Origin of the sequence: Eubacterium maltosivorans, assembly GCF_002441855.2 — a bacterium.
Lineage (GTDB): Bacteria > Bacillota > Clostridia > Eubacteriales > Eubacteriaceae > Eubacterium > Eubacterium maltosivorans.
In genome coordinates this window covers 3,032,796-3,054,358 of sequence record NZ_CP029487.1, presented here as the reverse complement: position 1 = coordinate 3,054,358, position 21,563 = coordinate 3,032,796, and the positions used below count along the sequence as shown (strand labels likewise).

Sequence of the window (21,563 nt, the reverse complement as noted above, 5' to 3'; positions counted from 1 at the left end):
TTGATTCACTGTCTTACCAGCGTTTTCTTCTCCAGACAACAACGCTGCAGACCAGAAGCGCCGTGACACTGAGCAGTGCCATTACGCCCCAGAAAGTGGCTGGGCTGACCAAACCGGCAATACCGGTGTCTGCGCCGCCGCTTATCTCTGGATTATTGGGTGTTGATGTCTGTGGCTCGTCAGGCACACCGGGTGTCACGGTTTCCGGCGCCGGCTTATCCTGCATGCGGACAATGTTGCCCTCACAGGCTTCGCCGCCCACGGTCACTGCGCCGCCTGGCATGAGGGTGAAGGTGATTTCCTCCGCAACCTCGTAGCCATCCGGCGCGGTGATTTCCCGCAGGACATAGGCACCGGCCGGCAAACCCTCGATCTTTTTCATCTTTGTGCCGGAGGTCCAGTTCAGGCTTTCGCCTGTGATGGTCCGCGCGACAACTTCGTTTCCGGCTTCATCGCGCACGATGCTGCCATCTTCGGCTGTTTCATAGACCGTCAAGACTGCGCCTGGCAGCTCGTCGGTGCCGTTGATGGTTGTTTTGCTGATGAAGAGGCTGGTGAGCGTGTCGGTCATCACCAGCTTGTCGGCAAAGTTTTCACCAGGGCCGACATCTTTAACCGTTACTTTAAAAGGAACCGGCTCCGCCAGCGTATAGCCTGACGGCGCTTCAATTTCTTCAAGGTAATACTGTTTGTCCGCGTGCAGCTGATTTTTGATGAGCATGGCCTCATCGGTGGAGGTCCATTCTTCCAGTCCCTTTACAGGCTGGTGGTTTTCATCAGTAATGCGCAGTCTGGCGCCGGACAGCATTTTTTCATTTACATCTTTCTTGGATACCTCTACCATGATCGGAGGTTCATACCAGGTGATATTTCCATCCTTATCCATAGCAGCGGTTCCGTTCCCGTCTTCAAATTTTTCGATTTTCGGATCTGTTTGCCCTTCTTCCAACGTAAACTGTATTATAATGGGTTTTTCAGAAACTTGACTGCCTGCCGGGGCCGCCAGTTCTTTTACTGTATATTCTACGCCAGTCAGCAGACCTTCAAAAAGGATTTCTCCGTTTTCATCGGTGACCGCCGTGGCGACAAGTACATCCTCATATTGTGTCGCCGCCCGGAAGAAGCGTGCGAACCGGCTTCTGCTCTGCGGCGCTTCAACCGCTACTCTCTTGAACAGGCCGTAGGTAGAGCCCGGCAGTACCTTGGTTGGGTCCTGCTCGTCTACTTTAATCACCTTAATCTGGCTGCGGACTGCATCGTCCACAATCTTGTTACCGGGGATGTCCTGTCCGTCTGGAGCTTTTAATCCTCCAAACATGCCATTTTCATCCACCACTGCCATATAAACAGCTTCATCTACCTGATAACAGTGCGGGGCTTCAAGCTCTTTAACAAGATAGGTACCTGAAGCAATATCCGAGAATACAACCTGTCCCTGTTCATCGCTCACTGCTTCCTTCACAAGGCTGTTATCTGCTGTGTACAGGCCGAATTTCGCGCCCTTTAACGGCCGTCGCGCGCCTAAAATAGCATCGGCGTTTTCGCCATTGGCACAAAGCTCACCCGTGTGCCCTTCTTTGGTAAAAGTAATCCGGGATACGCTGTTAGTAACGGCATATTGTCCTTCTCTGTTGGGCTGCAAAGCTGTTTTATCTTGTGTCATGCTGACCTCAGCGGCATTGCCGTTCCTGTCTGCCGTTACCTGGACATCAAAGCTCTGTGTCAAGCGTTCATAACCGCTTGGCTGCCTGGTTTCTGTGAGGATATAGCTGCCCAGCGGCAGGTTTTCAAAAGCGGCTAAACCATCGGCACCCGTGGTTTTGACAATCGGTATAATGTCATCACCATAATTATTTTTACCTGTTAAAGTAAACTGAGCTCCCGGCAGATTTTTACTGCTGTCTTCATTGGTTTTTAAGAGCGTCAGGCTACCTTTCAACAGTGTGTTGGTGATGGTTTCGCCGACCTGTGTCTCCTGACCATCTTCGCTTACTTTTACATCAATGGTCTGGGTGTCGTTGAGAACATAACCTTCAGGCGCGGCGATTTCTTTCAAGGTATAGCTGCCATAAGGAATGTTATCAAAACAGTACGCGCCTTTTTCATCAGTGGTGGCTTGTGCCACCTTCTGGCTGTCCTTAAACAGCCCGATGACCGCGCCGTTAACCGGATAAGCGACGCCTTGTTTTGTGTCGGTGTCGGTTTTGACGCCGGTGATGGAGGCGCGTTTGAGGGCGTTGATAAATTGATTCTGTTTATCACCGTTGTCCACACTTCCGTCCTCATGGACGATAATCGTCTGGGCCGCTGGCAATACATAAGGCTCGGTTAAATTTTTAACCGGAATTTCTGTAATTTGATACTGTCCTACTGGAACATTGTCAAACACGGCCTTCCCGTTGTCCCCGGTTACTGCTGTCGCAGTATAACCAAACCGGGCGGCTGTGCCGTCGGCTTCCTTAGCCCGCTCCAGCTTAAACTGATAACCTGCTCCAGCCCTGACGGTCTTAACATCAATAGCTCCATCGGCGGTTGTCTCGATCTGTTTTTCGATGGAAACCATACTTCGGCGGATCGTGTTCGTGATGACCGCCTGCGTGGTGGGCTCTCCATTAATACTGGTAGCTATTTCTGCTATATGCAGCTCTGCCATCACATTGTCCGGTGTGATATAGCCGCCGGGCGCTGCGGTTTCATAAATGTCATACTCGCCTGCCAGTAGCTTATTATCGTACAGGTACGGGATACCAAAACTGTTCTGTACTTCTGTTGTGTACCCATCGCCCAGAGCGATCTGGCCAGCCGGCTGCAACGTGTACTCGCCGGGTATTTCAGATTTTTCGGTGATGCCAGCCACAGCAGTTTTAGTACCTTTCAGACAGACTGCAAACTGTGCGCCGCTGAGGGCAAGGTCTACTTCACTTCCATCCGCTCCGGCCGTCTTAAAAGTGTCGTCGATTTTGCTGAGTGTGATACTGCCGCGGATGGCCGTATTGATGATGATTTCCAGCTCAATGGTATACACTTCACCGGTATTGGCTTTTTTGCTGCCGTCAATGTCTGCTTTATAGACAGTTTTATTAGCCTGATAATACTGGGTTACATCCCCGGCTTGCGGCATTTCCTGTATGAAGTATTCGCCCGCCGGAATATCCTTAAACATGACCTTTCCTTCATCACTGCTGACCGCAGTCTTTATTAGACTTTTACATTCCGCATCGCTGTATAAGCCAAAGGTTACGCCGCCCAGATTGGTTGGGCTTGGATCTTCACTGCTGTTTACAGCCTGCTTCGCAAAGACGATATCGCCCAGCTTAAGCTTGTTCTGGAAGGTCAGGACATTGTTATCAATGCTGATACCCTCATGGTTTCCGACAATTTCGATGGTCTCTCCATTTTCGGTTACCTTGATCTTTACCTCATTTTCGTAAATCTGATATTGCTGGGGCGCTTTGGTTTCCTTGAGCGTATACTCTTCTCCAGCTATAAGCGTTTTGTCCAGAGTATAGCCGCCGTTATTATCACTGACGAGCGTTTTTTGGGCGGACTCACTCGGATTATCCGCGAACTTGCCGGCAAGCTCAAAGGTGACGCCGGCCAAAGGCGCGCTGTTTTCATCGGTTTTTTTCAATTTCAGTTCAATGGGCTTATCCTTGAAGGTCATGGTAATTTCATCAACCTCAATGTCAGTCACGCCAGAAATATCTTTTCCAGCGACAAAGTGCACCTTGGCCTCAGGACAGATAAAGAACTGTGCTGTCTCGGTCACGCGCTGGTAGCCGTCAGCCGCGCGGGTTTCCTTCAATGTATAAATGTGGTCAGGATTGTCTTTGCTTGAGCTTTCGATCAAGTTTAGAATTTCCGCCGCGCCGTCGGCTGTCGGTTTGACGATCTGTGATGTCTCGACATCAGGTGCATCTTTAAACTTACCGGTGACCGTAAATTCCGCACCACCTATCGGCTTTCCATCCTCATCAGTCTTTTTGATCATTGTCTTGACCAGGTCATCCTTGACAGTGATCTGGGTAACCGTATTGGTCTGGTCGTTTTGCGCAACGGAAACATAGCTTGCCGATTCATCAGACCGCGTTATCGTACCGTCGATATTCACGGTAAAGGTAAACGGAGCAGCCTTTTTATACCCTTTCGGCGGTGTGGTTTCGGTCACGGTATACTGGCTGCCCGCCACCATTTTGCCGCTGAGGGCTGCGGTGTCTGTAATTTTAACAAGATTTTTTCCATCAGTGAAAGCACCTGTGATTTCAAATTCCGCGCCGTTCAGAGCAGTTCCATCCATATCCGTTTTATTAAAGGTAACTTCGATGGGCTGGTTTTTAATGGTCAGGCTGGTTGAGTCATCTCCTGTTTTCACCAGACCATTCTGGGTGTTATCTTCTGTAACGCTTATTTTTCCGTCTGCACCCATCACAATTTTAGCAAGGTAACCATTATCGCTGTTTTTAAGCGCTGGGGTTTCGTAACCCTTCGGTACGTTTTCTTCATATAAGAAATATTCTGTATCAGCGGTTAGGGCACCTGTAATAATCCAGGTACTTGCTTCTGCATTTAAAGCAGCATCCGCTACCGAAACACCCTTACTATCTGCAATTTTAAGCTTAGCGCCGGATAGGGCGTTGCCCTCCATATCCGTCTTTTTTAATGTCAGATTGTTCTGGGCATTTGTAATGGCCTCGCCACTCATCCACTTCACATCAAGGGCGGCCGCGTCCACGGTAAAAGCTTTGGCGGTGTTGTTCGCTGGCAGCTGATAGCCGGCCGGCGGCACGGTCTCGATGATCCAGTAATCGCCCCAAGGCAGATTGTTGAGCGCAAGCTGACCAACGGTCCCGGTTGTTTCTGTTGGCGTTTTTTTGGAGCAGTCATAGGTTTTGCCGGTTTCCGCGGTTAAGACTAGATTTTTGCCATTGTCGCTCGCAAAATCTTCTGTAGTTTTGGTATAAACTCCAAATTTCGCGCCGCTCAGCTTTGTACTGCTATTCTGGCTGTCGATTTTTTCCAGGGTGAAGCTGGCGGGTTTGCGGGTGTTGGCAATTCCTTCAGCGATTACCGCGCTCTTGTTCTTTGTAACGCTTAAGCTAAAGGCACTATCGTTGGCCGCATTCTCCGCGATGGTCAGTGTCTTGCCCTGAACTGCGTCGGTAACGTCAAATTCACACTCGAAGGGTTCTGTTCCAAGGTCATAGCCTTCTGGAGCACCTGTTTCTTTCAGGGTATAGTGTCCTTTTTTCAGGTTTTCTGCTTTGACGGTACCGTCAGCTTCTGAGCTAAACGTCTTGGCTGTTTCAGTTACTTCATTGCCTTTTCCGTCTTTTACGCGTGTCAGAGTAAACTGCGCGCCTGCAAGACCTGTGGCTTTGCTCTCAGCGTCAACCTTTTTGAGGGTGACCCCAGCGGTCATCGGCGCATTTTTTGTACTTGTCTCGATTGTCTGTTTATCTCGTAATTCTGTCACTTCAAAGGGTGTCACGCGCCCATCCATGTCGGCCGGCAGATAATAACTGTCGGTGGCGTCGGTTTCGAGGAAATAATATTTTCCTATGGCCAGTCCTTCGTTCAGTTTTTGTCCTGTATCTCTATTGTCCACCCCTGTCTGTGTCTGGCTTTTCCAGATACCAGAGGTATCCAGGGTAAAGGACGTAATCGCGCTATCTCCGTTGCTGCCATCTTTAAGATCAGGCGCATCTCCAATCTGTTTGTACAGTGTAAACCGCATACCGCCGATCGCCTGATTGCTGGTATCCGTTTTTGCCAGTTGTACATGCGCCATAATCCGCTTATCAGTCATCGTGAGGGTTTCGTCATTATTACTCAAACCTTTTTGATTGCTGATTTTTCCGTCATCGGTGATGGTAAAATCAATGGCTGTGGCTGTCGTGTAGCCCGCTGGCGTGTTTTCCTCTGTCAAACGGTATTTTTGTCCCACGCTCAGCTTTGCGCTGACCTTGTGGCTGTTTTGGTCAGTTGTCCATGTTTCGATGGCATCACCTTCTGGATTATTGCTGGCATTAAGCTTGTAAATGGCAAGTTCAGCCCCATTTACCGGCTGGATAAACTGGTCTTTTTTATCAAAAGATATTTCCACCGGATTGTCGCTTAACTGGTATTGGTTATTATCAACCTCCTGCCAGTTTGTACCGCCATCTGTGCTGGCGGACAATTTTCCAAATGCGTCGACTTTCAGTTTCACATCCGCAGCTTTTTCATAGCCTGCGGGCGGGGTTACTTCGGTCAGGGTGTAGACTTCATCGGCAATCAGCTTTCCAGAAAATACTTCAAATTGATCGCTGCTGGTTGTCCAAATGATACCACTAGCTGTATCTGTCGAATCCACGAATTTCCCGGTCAGCTTCAATTCTGCACCGGATAATTTTTCGGCCGTCCCCGTTTTTATTTTGGCGATTTCGATTTTTGTCTGTTCATCGGTGATCTTGCCATTGGTTACTCCGCCGATAGTTGATGTTGTGTTAAGGTCTATTGTTGCTTCTTTGCTGTTATTATCAATGGTAAATGGCCCGATCACTTGATCGCTGAGGGTATAGCCCGGCGCTGGTGTGATTTCCTTAATCCAGTACGTTCCTCTGCCCACATCGCAGAACCATGCCTGACCTTCTGCCGTCATTTGATGTGTGTAAGTGGTGCTGTTCGAATCCGTCCATTGAATTGATTCGTCTTTTTTCAGCGTGGTGGCTGTTCTGTCTTTTTTAGCATTGGCAGGGCCGCCTTGGGCTAATGTTGTACAATCTTCATCTGTATAAAGCCCGTATACCGCACCATTGACTGCAGCTCCAGTTTCCACATCAGTTTTTTCCAGGGTTACGTCGCATTTAATTGGCATGTTGGTAATCGAGAGTAGCTTATTGACAAAATATTCTGTATTGCTTCCAACCGTTGTCCAAGTATATCGGTTACCTTCTGTAATTTTCACAGACGCTGTAATCAAATCTTCCGGCTGGACATAATCGTGAAGCGTTTCAACCTCTTTAAAATAATATGTTCCCTCAAGTATGCCATTTAAAAATTCCATTCCTGTCTGCGGGTTAATTAAGCCGCTACCAACTGTCGTTACCTTACCATCTGGGGCGGAAACAAAGTGATCATTATCCTTATTGATCTTTTTATCTCCATTATCGTACTTACCATCTTTATTTACATCTTCATATAAATCGAAGGTGACCCCTGCAAGTGGTTTTTGATTGCCTTTTTCATCTTTATTTTTGTCTAGTTTTAGGAACTCGACATGGCCTAAAATCCGTTCATCCCGAAGAGTGAAAGTAGTGCCGTTGTTAATATTCTTATAATTATCTGGCGCACTCTCCATGCCCGTATTATTCAGCACTACATTTTTTACACTATTGTCATCACCCATGGTAAAGGTGATTTCCTTAGCTGACAGGTAGCCGCTGGGGGCAGTGCCAGTTTCGACAATTTTATATTCTTTATTACGCTGCAGGCCTTCAAAAACAAGATCGTTATCTGCATCTGTGGTGCGAACCCAGCACTCGTTGTCGCTACCATTACTTTCATTATGAGCATTCGGAACAGCATAACTATCGTCATCCTTTTTTTCCTGAAGTTCGATGGTCGCCCCCGGTACACGGCTGTCCAGCTGGTCCAGCTTTTTGATGGTAATTTTGTTAGTTTTGTCAACCATGGTAATGGTATCTTCTGTAATACCCTCGCCGGTTGTCAGCTTACCATCTTGTTTTAGCGTAAATAGAATGGCGTTTGCTTTACCAACGGTTGTTACACTTCCCGGCGCGTCAATCTCGCAGAGATAGTAAGTACCTGCAGGAAGGTTTGTGATTTCTTTAACCTCTCCCGCTGAAATCCACTTATATGGCAAATTATCAATCGGATTTTTAACAATTTTATCACTGGTTTGTTCAGTAACCGCTTCTGTTGCAATCACTAAATGCGCGCCGGATAAAAACTTGCCTTTTTCGTCTTTCTTTCCAATGAAGATTTTTGTTGAACCGTTAATTACAGGATCCAACTCACCACTCGTTTTATTAAAACCTTCTCCATATTTTGTTTCAAAATTTGGGGTGCTGCCTGTTTTTTCTGTCACAACGAACTTTCTTTCAGTTGCGTCGGTGACAAAGCCATCAGCCGCTTCCTTTTCGATTAATCCATAAGTTCCCCATGGGAGATCCTCAATTTTCAGGTGGCCATCTTCGGCGTTTTGAATTGCAATACTATTGTCTGCCGTGCCGCCCATTTCAGTTCCGGTGTAGGAATATCCTCCACCATTAGCCGTTACAAATACCTTGGTTTTTTTGGCGGTGTCTCCTTTTTCAGCAAAGGGATACAGATACAGCTCGAAGGTGGACTGTAAATTTTTATCTGTAAATTGATTGTTGTCTGCTTGATTAAACTGCTTTACAATTTCCATCACACCGCCGGCGTTACGGTCATTTTTTACAGGATCAGAGTCAACTGTCTGCCCACCTTTATCTGCTTCGATACTAACTGTTTTAACACTTGCATCCAGCTGATACCCTTGCGGAGCTTCCAGCTCTTTTGCGTAATAGGTTTCACCTGGCTGCAGTCCAAAGAACTGAACATTTCCATTTTCATCGGAGACATAGATGTTTTTGAGTGTGCTGCAGTTGCTCTCCGTATACAGACCAAACTTGGCATTCTGCAGCGGGAAGGTTATTCCTGCGGTAGCGTCGTATTTGACAAAGGTATAGCTGGCAAAGCCTTCCAAATGCGCCCAAGAACTTCTATCTGCACTGGATTCCTGGTTGGAACTACTGGAGGTCTTTCCGTCTACAATTAGCTCGGCCTTGTTAGTAACTTTTCCGCTATTGATAGGCGCAACAATATTGGTGGTGTATTTTAGCTTATACGCAGATTTGGTATCTGGGAGAGTAATCTGTAAAACTGTACTGCCGCCTTCCATTTTGATGGCAATGTCTTTTGTTTTATCTAAGCTTACAGAACTGTAACTTCCATTTTCTTTTTTTTCTAAAACCAACGAGGCGATGTCAAACTCCATACCTGTTGGAATGGTATCCTGAATCACCGCTGTGGTAGCGTCGTTGCCATCCTCCTTTACTAGTTGCACAGCGTTGGGGTTAATAACAATCTGCCAGTCATATTTTCCTTTAACACCTTCTGCTGTAATGTTCTTTTTGTCCGCCAGCTTGTTTTCAATGATCTGTCCCTGTCCGTTTCCAATGGATTCTACCGAAAAACCATTGTCCTCATTAAATTGAGGTGTCTTTGCGGTAACAGTGTTTTTTGTGCTGACGCTGCAGTCCGCCGCGCCGAGATATTTCTTCTTTGCCTCGTCGGTCAGTTTTAATTTAATGTCAAATTGGTAGGATGAACTCGTTAAACTTTCTTTATTCAGCGTGATGATTCCATTTTTATTTTCAAGTGTTACATCAGCATCTGACAAAGTTTTATCTGTTCCATCTACTTTAATGGTGGTATCTGTCGGAGATCCAACAGTCCAAATATTTGTGCCATCTTTGTTCAGGCCTGTGATCTCTGTTGATGTTCCATCCCCTTTTGTAATGGTTGTGACCAAAGCATTTAAATTGTCGGTGACAGAGAGCTTATCCATGCTCATCTTGCTGTCATTCACCAGAATAGTATAAATCATTGTTCCGGTGGTATCCTCGTATGCAGTAGTTTTTTTCAGGAAATTATTGGGGAAGGTAACTTCAGCGCTGTCTTTACTTTTAAAAACTGTATTGCCGTCATGCACTTCTAGATCAACAGTATTGGCGTATTTATGATTGGTATAATTTTCTTTGAAATAATTTTTAGCCTTAGTCTGATATTTTATGGTCAGATTATTCAAATTTTTTAGGCTTGTGCCCGTGATGGTGAGCGTAAATTGATTGCCATTTATAATAGAAGGCTCTATTATCTTCACGCCGTCCATTTCTGCCAATTCCTTATTGCTTTCATTATAAACTTTTAGAGTCCCTGTCTGAAAATCCTGATCTTCCATTGTAATTCTATCGGTAAGTACTGCGCTGTCATTAGTGCCGTTCAAATGTTCCGACGGCAGATGCGTGCTGGGGTGGATGGTCCAGTCGATAAGACCGGTTTTCTGGTCTGCTTGTACGCTTTTATCCACATAAGCCACATTAAAGTCTGAACCGATAGGGCCAAAACCATACTCAATACTTGTCCCAGGCTTCGTACCATGGAGCCAGCTGGCGGTCATATAAGCTTCATTTTTTAAGCTTTCCGGCATATTATCCGGGTCGTAATCTACATCTTTATCTGGCAGTTCTACTTTTGTATCAAATTCAATTTGATAAGCGTTTTTAAGGGTTTCCGGATTTTTAAAATACCAGACGATCTTGCCTCCCTCAGCATCTGAAACAGGCGCCGTGTAAGTATAGTAGTTCTTTTGCGGTTCCTCACCAATACCATTCCAATACGTAAAACCGACGGCCTGATTTTTATCAATATTGGTGATCGTAACAGTTCCTGAAGGATCAAACTGTAAACCCGAAGAGAGTTTGTCGGTTACTATAGCCTGATAAATATTATTTCTCGGGTTTCCGTCTCCGGTATCGTTGATGGTAATATACCATTTGATGGTATCACTGCCGATTTGTACGCCATGCTTTTCGATACCGGATTTATAGATAGTGGCCGGCGCACTGGCGGTTCTGTTCCCACCAAGATTAATCCCAGCACCATCATCCATAGCGATCTCAACATCATTGGTCAAAGTTGCGCTGGCCGCTCCCGTGTTATCTTTTAATTGTTCATAAACACTGTCTGCCACATTTGTCCTGACCGTGATAGTCGCCGGGGCCTTCGGCGCTGTCTTAGTATCGTCTGTTTTCCAAAATGTAAAGGCGTAAGTTCCGTCAGATTGCTTGCTAAACTCCAACGGAGTGCCATCTTCCAGCGTTCCACTGACTTTATCGGCCAATGCCAGACCAGCAGGAAACTTTTCAATGATTTTAACGTCTGCAAGACTGGCACCAGCACTTTTTTCCGATGTACCGACAGCTAACTGCCAAACCACTTCACCCGTTTCCGGATCATAAATGCCGCTTTTTTTTATGCCGTCAATCAATGGTGTTTTAGGCGGAAGTGTTATGACAGAGTCGGGATTCGGCGTTCCCTGAATGTCCAAAGGTATCGTAACAGGATTTCCATTATCATTTCCACGGTCTGCTAGCTGTAAACCTACTGCAATATTTCCTTCGATGGTGGTATAATTTCCATTGGCGACAATGTCGGTAAAGGTAACCCTTAGCTCATAACTGCCATCCTCTTTTTTTGTAATCACATAATTAGCAATGTCTGTTCCCCCTTGGGCAAGAGTCTGGTCCTTATCAATGATGCTTTCATCATTGATGCTAAAATATTTTGAAATATCATAAATAAAATAGTCTCCGCCTTTGATGGAACGATTTGTATCGCCGGGTTTTAAATTTAAAAATTTGAAATTGACGCCCATGTTAAAATAACCGCCTACTTCATACTTGACTTTCGACATATCAATAGTCGGCGGAGCTCCTTCAGGTGAAAAGGACTGGGTAATACCATCAGGGGAAATGTAATCAATATAAGCAATGTCCAATTTCAAATCATTTTCATTATCCGTCACATCCTGCGGCCCTGTCTGCGCCGCTGTTCTCGGCTGCACCCCAAACAAGGCCTTTAACCCATTCATCACCGGATTTTCTTTTTCCGGTTCGGCTTCGGCGGTTGGCGCAGGCTCTGGGACGGGTTCTGCCGCGGCTTTTCCGGGCAGCGTAAACTGCCACTGCTCACCGGCTTCGCCCTGGGGCGCAAGGGCTGCGTCTGTGGTTTCGCCATTCTTCAGGGCTTCGGCGTTCAGGACGCCGCTCAGCTCAAGAACGCCGCTCACGGCTTCGGTGCTCCCCGCGGCTGTCTCGTTCAGGGTAACGGTAACAATATTGTCCTCTATTTCATAGCTGCCAAGCTCATTATCCTTTTCATCGGTCAGGGCAACGGGAGCTTCGGTGTCCTTAAGCTCGACAACGGCTTTTCCCTCAGCGTTTTTGGGCATGCCAAGGCTGAAGGTATCGCCGCTGTTCAGCGCCGTGCCTTCTGCAAACGCGTACTGCCATTTAAAGGTGAGCCGTCCGGCTTCCTCGGGGTTGAGGGCAGACAAATCCCATTTGTTTTCCTCAGCGTTGAGATCAACGGGTTCTTCATCGCCTTTCTGATAGCTCATACCCGCCAGGGTCAGCCGCAGACTGTCGGTCTGCGCAGTCCAGTCGGTTGGCTGCGGGGTTTCCTCCTCGGGAATAACGGTTTCAGACTCCTCGGCAGAGTTTTCCAGACCGGCTTCCGTGATGTTTTCGGGCAGACTAAGCCCTCCATCGTCCAGGACTTCACTTACTCCGCTGTCCTCCCCTTCAGCCCGTACCACGTTCCCCGGGCTATACGAAACCATCTGGCATGTCATGCAGAAAACCAGAAGTAGGGCCAGAAGCCTTGTTTTGATGGTTTTTTTACTCTTCTCTCTCATTTTTTCTACCTTTTTATTTTCTTTATATTTGTGGCAAGCGCCAAATCGCCACTATTGATTACCTTTATAATAAGTCTAACAAACTCAAAATACCTTTTCACTTTTTTTACCATTTCTGTCGTTTTATTACTGAAGTTGCGCGTTTAAAATTCAAGCGCTTTCAGAAAACGATACGGCCGCCAAATTTTCCTCTGTTATGTCCCTGACAAACGTTTTTCTGCCCGTGCTTAAGCCTGCCTTGCCGCTTGCACAGCAAGTCGTTTTCTTTACAAAAAAAGACGGCCCGAAGGCCGTATTCAATTAAATCTGCTTTTGGCAGATTTGCTTCATGAACTTTCCACTTTCAACTAAACAGTCCTCTCTTTAATGCTTCGTCTCTTATGCTAAATTTTTTTGACACGCTAAAAGACGGCCCGAAGGCCGCCTTTACGGAGGATTTAATGATTTAGTTTTTCAGATTTTCAAAAATTTCTACGATTTCGCTCATTTTCTTAGCGCCGAAAACCACATCCCGTTTGTTGAGGATCATGGCTGGCACGCTCATGAGCTTGTATTCTTCCTTCAGCTCTGGGAAAAGAGCCGTGTCGATCATTTCCGCCTGAATGTTCGGGTTCATTAGAGCGATGCGTTGGCAGGCCGCCACCACATCTGGGCAGAAATGACAGGACAAAGAGATACAGATCTGGGCATTGACAGGATGGTCGATGGCCGCAATCCGTTTGGCGAGCGCCTCGTCCACTGCCTGGCCCGGTCCGGCAAAGTTATAAACTGCCAGAACAAAGGAATTCATTTCATGTCCGCCGGGGATACCGGTGAATTTGACGCCGGAATACTGGCCCTCTGGATCAAACAGAGCCGCAACCGGGAGGTTGTCGAGATGCATGGCGGCTTCCAGCTCAGGCTCCTCACCTTTTTTATAGGCCTCGACCTGGATATGGTCGTTAAGCGCTGCCACTTCCTCTAAGAAGCCCTGCATTTCCAAAGTTTTTGGCACAGCTGGATCGATGATGGTCACCACCCGCGCGGTGCGTTCGAGCTTTCCGAAAATTTCCTTGAGCTGGGCTTTCATGGCTGCCGGGATAAAACCATCTTCCGCGCCCTGGGGCGCTTCCGCTTCCGGCTCTGGTGCTGCCGGTGTTTTGACTGCCTTAGGTTCTGGTGCTGCCAGACCCAGGCGTTCCCGCTCTGCCGCCACGTATTTTTCCGCTGCGGTGGCTGCAATGGCGCCATCGGCCACAGCCGTGACGATCTGGCGCAGCTCCTTTGGCCGCAGGTCGCCCGCGGCGTAGACGCCAGGGACATTGGTTTCCATGCGGTCACTGGTGGGAATATAGCCCTCAGCGTCAATGTCTACATGATCTTTAAATATCTGGGTCGCCGGCTCATAGCCCGCGAACACGAACATACCAAAGGGCTTGCCGTCTTTGCTCTCATAGGTAAAGGTGGCGCCTGTCTTATTGTTAAAAAACTCAGCCTTTTTCAGGAAATCATCGCCGGACACTTCTTTTACCTCGGTGTTGTACCACACCTCAATGCCCGGGTGCTCCTTAACCTTGTCTGCCACCATCTGGGCGCAGGTAAAATCATCCTCACGCACCACAATGGTCACGCTTCTGCCGTAACGGGTCAGGAACACAGCCTCCTCGGCTGCGGCAAAACCGCCTCCCAGCACAAAAATATCAAGGCCGCTGAAGAACTCGCCGTCACAGGTCGCACAGTAGGCAATGCCGCGTCCGGTATACTCCTTCTCGCCGACAAAGCCGATCTTGCGCGGGGAGGCCCCTGTAGCGATGATGACCGCACGGCTTTTGTAGGTGCCACGGCTGGTGTGCAGCTCTTTCACCTCTCCGTTAAAATCCACCCCCTCAATCTCGGCCACAGCAAACTCTGCGCCAAAATCCATGGCATGCTTGTGCATTTCATCCATGAGCCTGGGGCCGGTGGTACGGCGGATACCAGGATAGTTAACCACCTCTGCGGTATTCACAGCCTGGCCGCCCGGCTGGTTTTTCTCAATTATCAATGTGTCGAGCATGGCCCGGGCAGCATAGATACCAGCCGAGAGTCCGGCGGAACCGCCGCCGATAATAATCAAGTCATAAATCTTATCCATGGCGCCCTCCTGCTTCTTACAACTTACCGACTAAGTCTAAGCTTGGTGTCAGAGTGTCTTCGCCTGGTTTCCATTTAGCAGGGCAGACCTGATCGCCGTGTTCTCTTACAAACTGAGCGGCCTGTACTTTACGCAGAAGCTCCTCAGCATTACGGCCAATGCCCATGTCATGAATTTCGTAAACCTTGATGACGCCGTCTGGGTCCACCACAAAGGTACCACGCAGCGCCTGTCCTTCTTCCTTGACCAGCACACCAAAGAATTTTGCCAGCACACCGGCCGGGTCGCCTAACATTGGGTATGGAAGGCCTTTGATAGTATCAGTGGTGTCGGCCCAGGCTTTATGTACAAAATGGGTATCTTCAGAAACCGAATAGATTTCACAGCCGATCTTTTTGAACTCTTCATAATTATCCGCTACGTCCGCCAGCTCTGTCGGACACACAAAAGTAAAATCTGCCGGGTAAAAGAAGAACACGCCCCATTTTCCCAGAACATCTTCCTTTGTGACGGTTTTAAAATCACCTTCATGATATGCCTGTACTTCAAAATCGATCAATTCTTTGCCAATTAAATTTTTCATGTTGATACCTCTTTTCATTAAATTTATTTTTGTTAGTTTTTTCTAACTGTTTGATGAGTGTATTCTAGCATGATAAAAGAAGCTTGTCAAGAATAATTCTAAATTAAAAAGCAGATTTTTAACAAAAAAAGCCACAGAGATTTTAAGGGATTCTCTGTGGCTTCAACATTCAGATTTTATAAAACAGGCTAGGAACGGCCCTGCTCTGTGCTCAGGGACACAGACTTTTCTTCCCTGTGCGCAAACGCTGGCAGCAGGTTCGCCAGAGAGCCGGCCAGGATCAGCAGCACACCAATCACCATGTTGACCGGCACCGCTTCGTGCAGGATCAGCACTGCCAAAATAGGCGACAGCACCGGTTTAAAGAAGAACACCAGCGACGCCGTACTGGCCGAGGTTTCTTCGATAGCCATGAAGTAAAAAGCATAGCCACCGCCGGTCACGCCGATACAGATATACAGCATCGTAAGGATATTGGACACTGTATAACCTGTGAGCAGTGGAATATTGGCAAATAAAGCAAGTCCGCTACCGCTTAGCATATCCGCCACCGGGCCCACATGACTGAGTCCGATGAGCAGCAGCATTTCCAGGCTGGCGAATAAAAAGCTCCCGCAGGTCACCACCACGCCGCCGTAGCGGTTACATTGCTTTTTAGAAAAGACCGAATACAGGGCAAAAGCCACCGCTGCCAAAATCGCCATGACCACTCCCGCGATATTGAGGGCGGTGTGCAGAGGATTGACAATCACCAGGATTCCAATAATTTCCAGCACAATGGCCGCTACATGGTTTTTCTTGATCACCTCGTGCAGGATAATGCCTGAGAAAAACAGCACAAACACCGGGTTGCTGGAAAACAGCACTGCCACCACCGAGGCGTTGGCATTTTCCACAGCCAGCTGATAAAAGGTCATGCTGACCACCACCCCCAGAAAGCCCAATCCCGCAAAGTGCAGCAGGCTTTTATTATCCAGATGTTCATTTTTCTTTTTAAGCGTCCTGAACGCAAAGGGAATTAAAACAAGACCGCCGATCAAAAAACGGGTCAGGTTCATCTGCACAGCGTTGAACTGGCCTGAAACACTTTTGAGGGCGATCTCCATTGAACTGAAAAACAACGTCGCAATGACAATATATAAATAGCCTTTTTTCAAAATAAAATCTTCCTTTCATTTTTCGTACAGTAACGATTTTACCCTTCTCGTTGCCATAAGTAAAATGAAATATTCTTATATGTTTTATAACCAAAAGTTATGGTAAAATGATGTCCAGAAAAGCCTCTGCTGCCTTAGAGATACCACCCTTTTTCCGCTTGATCACACAGATCTGCCGCTTCGGCATCTCCACCTTGGCCCGGATCTCAATCAAACTCCCCTGCTCCAGACGCTCCTGCGCCACATCACGGACTGCGATGCCAATACCCAGGTTTCTTTCCGCATAAGGCATGATTAACTCCATAGTCCCCAGCTCAAAGGCCGGCTCCAGATGGATCTTGTGTTTGAGGAAAAATGTGTCCAGATAATGGCGGCTGGCCGTGTTGCGCTCTGTACAGATGATGGGGTGCGCCATAATCTCCTCAAAGCTCAGCACCTTCTCGGCAAGGGGCGCGTAGTCCAGACCCGCCACAAAAACGTCCTGAATCTCCCGGATCGGATAAATCTCAATATCGTCTGAGGCAGCCACCGGTGAGGATACCACGCCCACCTCAATACGTTCCTCCTTCAGGGCAACACGTGTGCCAGGCGTGGTGCCGCTCTGCATATTGATGCGGATATCCGGGTACAGGCTGTGAAACTTCTCAAGATAAGGCAGCAGGAAAAAACGGGCGATCATGTCACTGGTGCCCAGCCGCACCACCCCATTGTTCAGATTCAGCATTTCCCAGAGCTTTTTTTCACCCAGTGCCAGCTGCTCATAGGCCTTTGCCACATGTCCGTACAGCATTTCGCCCTCTGGCGTCAGAGTCATCCCCTTCTGATTCCTGTGAAAAAGCTCACATGACAGCTCCTTTTCCAGCAGATGGATCGATTTACTCACTGCCGGCTGCGAGATATACAGTGCTTGGGCCGCCTGTGTAATGGTGCCATGGCGCGCTACGTAGTAAAAGACCTTGTAATGTTCAAAATTTACATTCATAAAAATACGTCCTTTTTCCGTTAATCCATTTCATTATATCACATTTTGAATTATATGCAACCTGCCGGTTTTTCGACTTTTTGTCACGATTAATTTGCCTGAGAGTACGAAATTTTTTCAACTTAAAATATTTCCGACAAACAAAAAAATCCCCCTGAACCTGTCTTCGGGAGAGAATACCGGACTTTTTTCCGGTTCCTTTCAGTTTTCTTACAGAGACTTGAAATTACTGGTAAAAGCGGATATAATTAAGAAGTCTACTGTGGTCCTATTAAAATGCGCAAAAGTGTCTGGTTTTTAAATAAACCACCGGCTTATATCACAATGGTATGGAGTCAACAGCTAAAAGCGTAAATACTATTTTTAGGGGGAATTGTATGCAAGAGCTAGATCATAAGGCGATTGGCCTTCGTATTCGTAAACAAAGAACATTTCTGAACATGTCCCGTGATGAATTGGCAAGAAAAATCGGTATCACACCAACCTTCCTTGCCGATATAGAACTGGGGACTAAGGGCTTTTCTCTAAAAAGCCTGAATCGTTTCTGTGACGTTTTGAAAATGTCCGCCGACGCAATTCTCTACGGCCCCAAAGAATATATGGGGACGAAGTACGCAGCACTGCTGGAGCTTTTAGAACGCTGTCCAGCAGAAAAAGGAAAATACGCAGAAGAAATTCTGACTCTGTTTTTACTCAGCCACGACCCAGTAGAATAAAAAAATGCGGGTGTCCAAATTGCAGTTGGGCACCTGTTATTTTTTTATACTCTTAAATATACCGCCAGCGCCAGGCGTCTCCTCCGCTCTGTTCAGAACCGCTTCCCGGATCAGTTTTGAGCCGATTTCCCGCATTTCGCCAGCTGTGTACCAGGGCTTCGCATAAAGCGTATAATCAATATCGGTACGGTAGCCCTGCAAAATTGCCCGGATCTGCTCCGGGTCCATGCCCTGCCGCACATACTCCGATACATCAAGCCCTTCCTCTAAACCCATCCGGATCAGGTACATTTTTTTCCAATCCAGATTTTTATCCGCATAGACCGATACATCTACCTTTCCTGTAAGTCCTTCCCGTATTTGCCACATCTGGCAGTTTGAATACTCAGGATCGTTATAAAAGGTCACATCCACACCGGTCATCAATCCCCAGAAAATTTCCCGTATCTGGTCTGGCGTGAAGGCCTCCGTAATATACGGCGACACATCAAAACCACATTCCACCGCTTCCTGAATCACATCCTGCTGTTCTCTTGTATACCTCGGCTTAACGCCCATTTTTCCACAGCCCCAGCAGCATCATCAGCGCCTCAAGGCCCAGGCATTCCGCGGCGACCAGCCCAAACCGGCTGTTAAAAACCAGTCCGGCAAGCAACGCACAAGCACTGATAGCCACCAGTATTCTTCTCGCCCGTTTCCGGTAATGGGTGCACTCTGCATCATCCAGCGGCTTTGCGCTGTTTTCGACCGGCGCCCATTTGTAGATCACCGGAAAAGCGGACAGCGTAAGCGCTGCGGTAACCACCGCAACCGCCCCTGCCGGGCAGAACCGGGCAATGAGTAAAACAGAAAGTATTGTGATCCATGACAGCAGGTAGCAGACCCCGCGTGTATCGGCGTGATAACCGCCGGCATAGGCGCGGATGGCCGCATATACAATTAAAAAGAGTATGGTCTCCGGCAGCATGCCGAAAAGCAGGCCCACCAAAAGCATGGAAGCGTAGTGAACCGTTTTGAGCATTAAAACCTTGATTCCAAACTGGTATATTTCAACATCTTCATCGACCACAATTTCTCTTTTTTTTAATTGATAAATTAATGCTTCAGAAGCTTTCTCAAACATTAGAATTTACGGAATTTTTTAGTATTTACGGGAGCTTTTTCTTGATGATGGATCATCCAACATGCTGTGTTAGCATCTTTAACTGCTTCATGATGAGCAGCTTTTGCCACATTTTTTAGGATTTTATTCTTGAAACCATCTTTTTTCATTTAGTACACCTCATAACATTCTATATTATGTAGTTTATCAGCTGATAAATGCTATTATATGTACAAAGAAAATAAATCACAATCTTTACTGCTTCAAGAAATAAATTTATGGTCTTTTATATTTTAAATATGTCCAAAGTAAGAAATTCTATGCTCTTTTTACGATGAAGAAATTAAAATTTCAACCCTAAACATTTCTTCTGCTTTGTATTGAATACTTCCATTATACTTTTCAATCGCTGCCTTTACATTTTTCAAACCAACGCCCATATGTTCTCCTTCCTTTGTACTTTTTAATTCATTATTTTTATAATCAATCTTGCCATTATAACTATTACAAACAACTATTGTTATAAAATCATTAAACTTAAATAGTTTAATCTCTATATGTCTTTCGTCTACTGAAAGTTCAAGACATGCGTCAATTGCATTATCTAATAGGTTAGAAAAAATTGTAGTAACATCAAAAAAATCCATAAATTCAATACCTACATCTTCTATTTTTAGTGTAACATTTATATCATTTTCATCACACTTTATTAATTTATTGTTGATGATTATTGTTAGAAAGCGATTACTACATTTAAAGCGACTTCCCAATTCATCCATTTTTCTATAAATTGTTCTAGCGTAGCTTTGAGCCATATCACCATTATCATTAGCATAAAGTTCCTCAACAGTTTGCATATGATTTTTCATATCATGTATTAATCGTCTCGAATAATCATATTGCGCTTCAATACTTTTATAATAAGTATTTTGCATTATTACCTGCTGTTCTTTCAAATCCATCTCTCTTTCCAGTTGATAGCGTTTTGATATAGCTTCAAATAGATAGACCAAATATATATCTAATCCAATGAACCCAAAGCAAATATATGCTAAAGCGATTCCAGACGAATTTTGTTGTATTGTTATATAAAAATAATACAGCACACTTATTTCAAAAACCGCCAGTAACATTAAAAAGATATTTTGAACTATTTTGAGTGTATTCAATTCGTTCTTTTTAAATATAGATACAAAAATATAAAATCCGCACAATAAAATTATTTGATTGCATATTCCGGAAAGAAATAAAAAATTAAAACTTTCCTCAACTCCTTCTATCGTAGTATCCATTATTAAAGAAACAATTACAACAGATATAACATCTGAAAAAATTATATAAAGCGCAAAGACAAAATCATAGATTAACATCCACTTCTTGTCAAATATAAAGAGAGAATAGCTAATTAAGCATAGTGATATTAATAAAAAAATTATTTTAAATATAGGAATGCCTAGGATATTCAATCCTATTGCTGCAACAACAAAAACTAAAAAGCTAATAAAATATTTAAAGTTTTCTCCATATTTTCTATCATATACTTCGGACATAAAACGAAACATAATATATCCTGTAATCCCATACGATAAAGCCATATCTAGTACATAAATCCACTTATCCATATTCTTCCCCTAAACTATCCTCCAAGCCCTTTCTCACAACAGCTTAAAATTCTCCTCAATATAATCAAACAGCCGCGCTTTAAATTCTACGGCGCGCTTCTGAGCTATGGGCAGGGTTTCGCCATTGTCCAGATACAGGTCGGCGCCTGCAATGCGCTTACAGTGGAACAGGTTCACAATCACGCTTTTGTGGCAGTATTCAAAGTCAAAGTCCTGAACCTTTTCCATAATCTCGCTCAGGACGCCGTTAAATTCAAAATCGCCCTGCGCGGTGCACATTTTGATCTTTCGCCGCACGCGCTCAAAATAATAAATATCGTTGCTGGCAAAGACCTTTAACTCGCCGCCCATCATCAGGGAAATATCGTGACTTTTGTTCTCCTTTTCGATAAAATCAAACACTTCGGTCAGCACCATGTTTACCTTTGCCGTGTTAAAGGGCTTGACCAGATATTCAAATGCGTGCACAGCAAAGGCGTTGCGCATGTAGTGGGTATAGCTGGTGATAAAGATAATCTTGACCCGGGCGTCCCACTTACGGATCTGCTTGGCCGTATCGATCCCGTCGGTTTTTGGCATCTCCACGTCAAGAAAAAGGATATCAAACTGGATACGGTCCTCAAGCACCTCGCTGCCGTCATGATAGACGTACGTTTCCACATCAATACTGTGTTCCTCACCATACCTGATGATGAGCGTCTCCAGTTTTTCCGCAATCAAAGCATTGTCGTCGCAAATTCCAATTCTAATCATCCCATTTTCTGCCTTTCCGGCATTTCTTCC

The 21,563-nt window shown here is 45.9% G+C and carries 11 protein-coding genes; 1 reads left to right on the top strand and 10 read right to left on the bottom strand.

Annotation, left to right across the window (positions count from 1 at the left end):
* Positions 1-13: 13 nt before the first annotated feature.
* The 5 genes from CPZ25_RS14170 to CPZ25_RS14150 all read right to left on the bottom strand — a co-directional run bounded on the left by CPZ25_RS14170 (position 14) and on the right by CPZ25_RS14150 (position 17,340).
* Positions 14-12,505 (bottom strand): SpaA isopeptide-forming pilin-related protein, encoded by a 12,492-nt coding sequence (locus CPZ25_RS14170; RefSeq protein WP_096919055.1) that lies wholly within the window; start codon positions 12,503-12,505, stop codon positions 14-16.
* A gap of 445 nt (positions 12,506-12,950) precedes the next feature.
* Entirely contained in the window at positions 12,951-14,618 is a 1,668-nt protein-coding gene (locus CPZ25_RS14165) for an FAD-dependent oxidoreductase (protein WP_096919054.1), read from the bottom strand.
* A 16-nt stretch (positions 14,619-14,634) separates the two neighbouring features.
* Complete coding sequence (gene ahpC, locus CPZ25_RS14160; RefSeq protein WP_013382603.1) at positions 14,635-15,201, bottom strand: alkyl hydroperoxide reductase subunit C; 567 nt, start codon at positions 15,199-15,201, stop codon at positions 14,635-14,637.
* 188 nt (positions 15,202-15,389) lie between these two features.
* Positions 15,390-16,358 (bottom strand): DMT family transporter, encoded by a 969-nt coding sequence (locus tag CPZ25_RS14155; RefSeq protein ID WP_096919053.1) that lies wholly within the window; start codon positions 16,356-16,358, stop codon positions 15,390-15,392.
* Positions 16,359-16,455: 97 nt separating this feature from the next.
* Positions 16,456-17,340: a LysR family transcriptional regulator gene (locus CPZ25_RS14150; RefSeq protein ID WP_074618196.1), complete on the bottom strand. Its 885-nt coding sequence runs from the start codon at positions 17,338-17,340 to the stop codon at positions 16,456-16,458.
* 377 nt (positions 17,341-17,717) lie between these two features.
* On the opposite strand from CPZ25_RS14150, the gene CPZ25_RS14145 reads away from it, so the two are divergent.
* Positions 17,718-18,056: a helix-turn-helix domain-containing protein gene (locus CPZ25_RS14145; RefSeq protein WP_013382606.1), complete on the top strand. Its 339-nt coding sequence runs from the start codon at positions 17,718-17,720 to the stop codon at positions 18,054-18,056.
* Between the two features lie 36 nt (positions 18,057-18,092).
* On the opposite strand, the gene CPZ25_RS14140 is transcribed toward CPZ25_RS14145, so the two are convergent.
* The 5 genes from CPZ25_RS14140 to CPZ25_RS14120 form a co-directional block, all read right to left on the bottom strand.
* Positions 18,093-18,614, bottom strand: coding sequence for a hypothetical protein (locus CPZ25_RS14140; protein WP_058696140.1), 522 nt, complete (start codon positions 18,612-18,614; stop codon positions 18,093-18,095).
* A complete protein-coding gene (locus tag CPZ25_RS14135) occupies positions 18,604-19,179 on the bottom strand; it encodes an accessory gene regulator ArgB-like protein (RefSeq protein WP_096919052.1) in 576 nt (191 codons plus the stop codon). The genes CPZ25_RS14140 and CPZ25_RS14135 overlap by 11 nt, the downstream gene beginning before the upstream one ends.
* Positions 19,179-19,328, bottom strand: a complete 150-nt coding sequence (locus CPZ25_RS14130; RefSeq protein WP_096919051.1) for a cyclic lactone autoinducer peptide — start codon at positions 19,326-19,328, stop codon at positions 19,179-19,181. The genes CPZ25_RS14135 and CPZ25_RS14130 overlap by 1 nt, the downstream gene beginning before the upstream one ends.
* A 159-nt stretch (positions 19,329-19,487) precedes the next feature.
* Positions 19,488-20,780 carry a sensor histidine kinase gene (locus CPZ25_RS14125; RefSeq protein WP_096919050.1) on the bottom strand — a complete coding sequence of 431 codons (1,293 nt, stop codon included), beginning with the start codon at positions 20,778-20,780 and terminating at the stop codon, positions 19,488-19,490.
* Positions 20,781-20,813: 33 nt separating this feature from the next.
* On the bottom strand, positions 20,814-21,533 hold the full coding sequence (locus tag CPZ25_RS14120; RefSeq protein WP_058696143.1) for a LytR/AlgR family response regulator transcription factor: 720 nt from the start codon (positions 21,531-21,533) through the stop codon (positions 20,814-20,816).
* Positions 21,534-21,563 lie beyond the last annotated feature (30 nt).

Bases quoted from the DNA above. Each gene is read 5' to 3' on its own strand.
- CPZ25_RS14170 (WP_096919055.1), bottom strand. From the start codon at position 12,505: ATGAGAGAGAAGAGTAAAAAAACCATCAAAACAAGGCTTCTGGCCCTA.
- CPZ25_RS14165 (WP_096919054.1), bottom strand. From the start codon at position 14,618: ATGGATAAGATTTATGACTTGATTATTATCGGCGGCGGTTCCGCCGGA.
- CPZ25_RS14140 (WP_058696140.1), bottom strand. From the start codon at position 18,614: ATGGGCGTTAAGCCGAGGTATACAAGAGAACAGCAGGATGTGATTCAG.
- CPZ25_RS14150 (WP_074618196.1), bottom strand. From the start codon at position 17,340: ATGAATGTAAATTTTGAACATTACAAGGTCTTTTACTACGTAGCGCGC.
- CPZ25_RS14135 (WP_096919052.1), bottom strand. From the start codon at position 19,179: ATGTTTGAGAAAGCTTCTGAAGCATTAATTTATCAATTAAAAAAAAGA.
- CPZ25_RS14145 (WP_013382606.1), top strand. From the start codon at position 17,718: ATGCAAGAGCTAGATCATAAGGCGATTGGCCTTCGTATTCGTAAACAA.
- CPZ25_RS14125 (WP_096919050.1), bottom strand. From the start codon at position 20,780: ATGGATAAGTGGATTTATGTACTAGATATGGCTTTATCGTATGGGATT.
- ahpC (WP_013382603.1), bottom strand. From the start codon at position 15,201: ATGAAAAATTTAATTGGCAAAGAATTGATCGATTTTGAAGTACAGGCA.
- CPZ25_RS14120 (WP_058696143.1), bottom strand. From the start codon at position 21,533: ATGATTAGAATTGGAATTTGCGACGACAATGCTTTGATTGCGGAAAAA.
- CPZ25_RS14130 (WP_096919051.1), bottom strand. From the start codon at position 19,328: ATGAAAAAAGATGGTTTCAAGAATAAAATCCTAAAAAATGTGGCAAAA.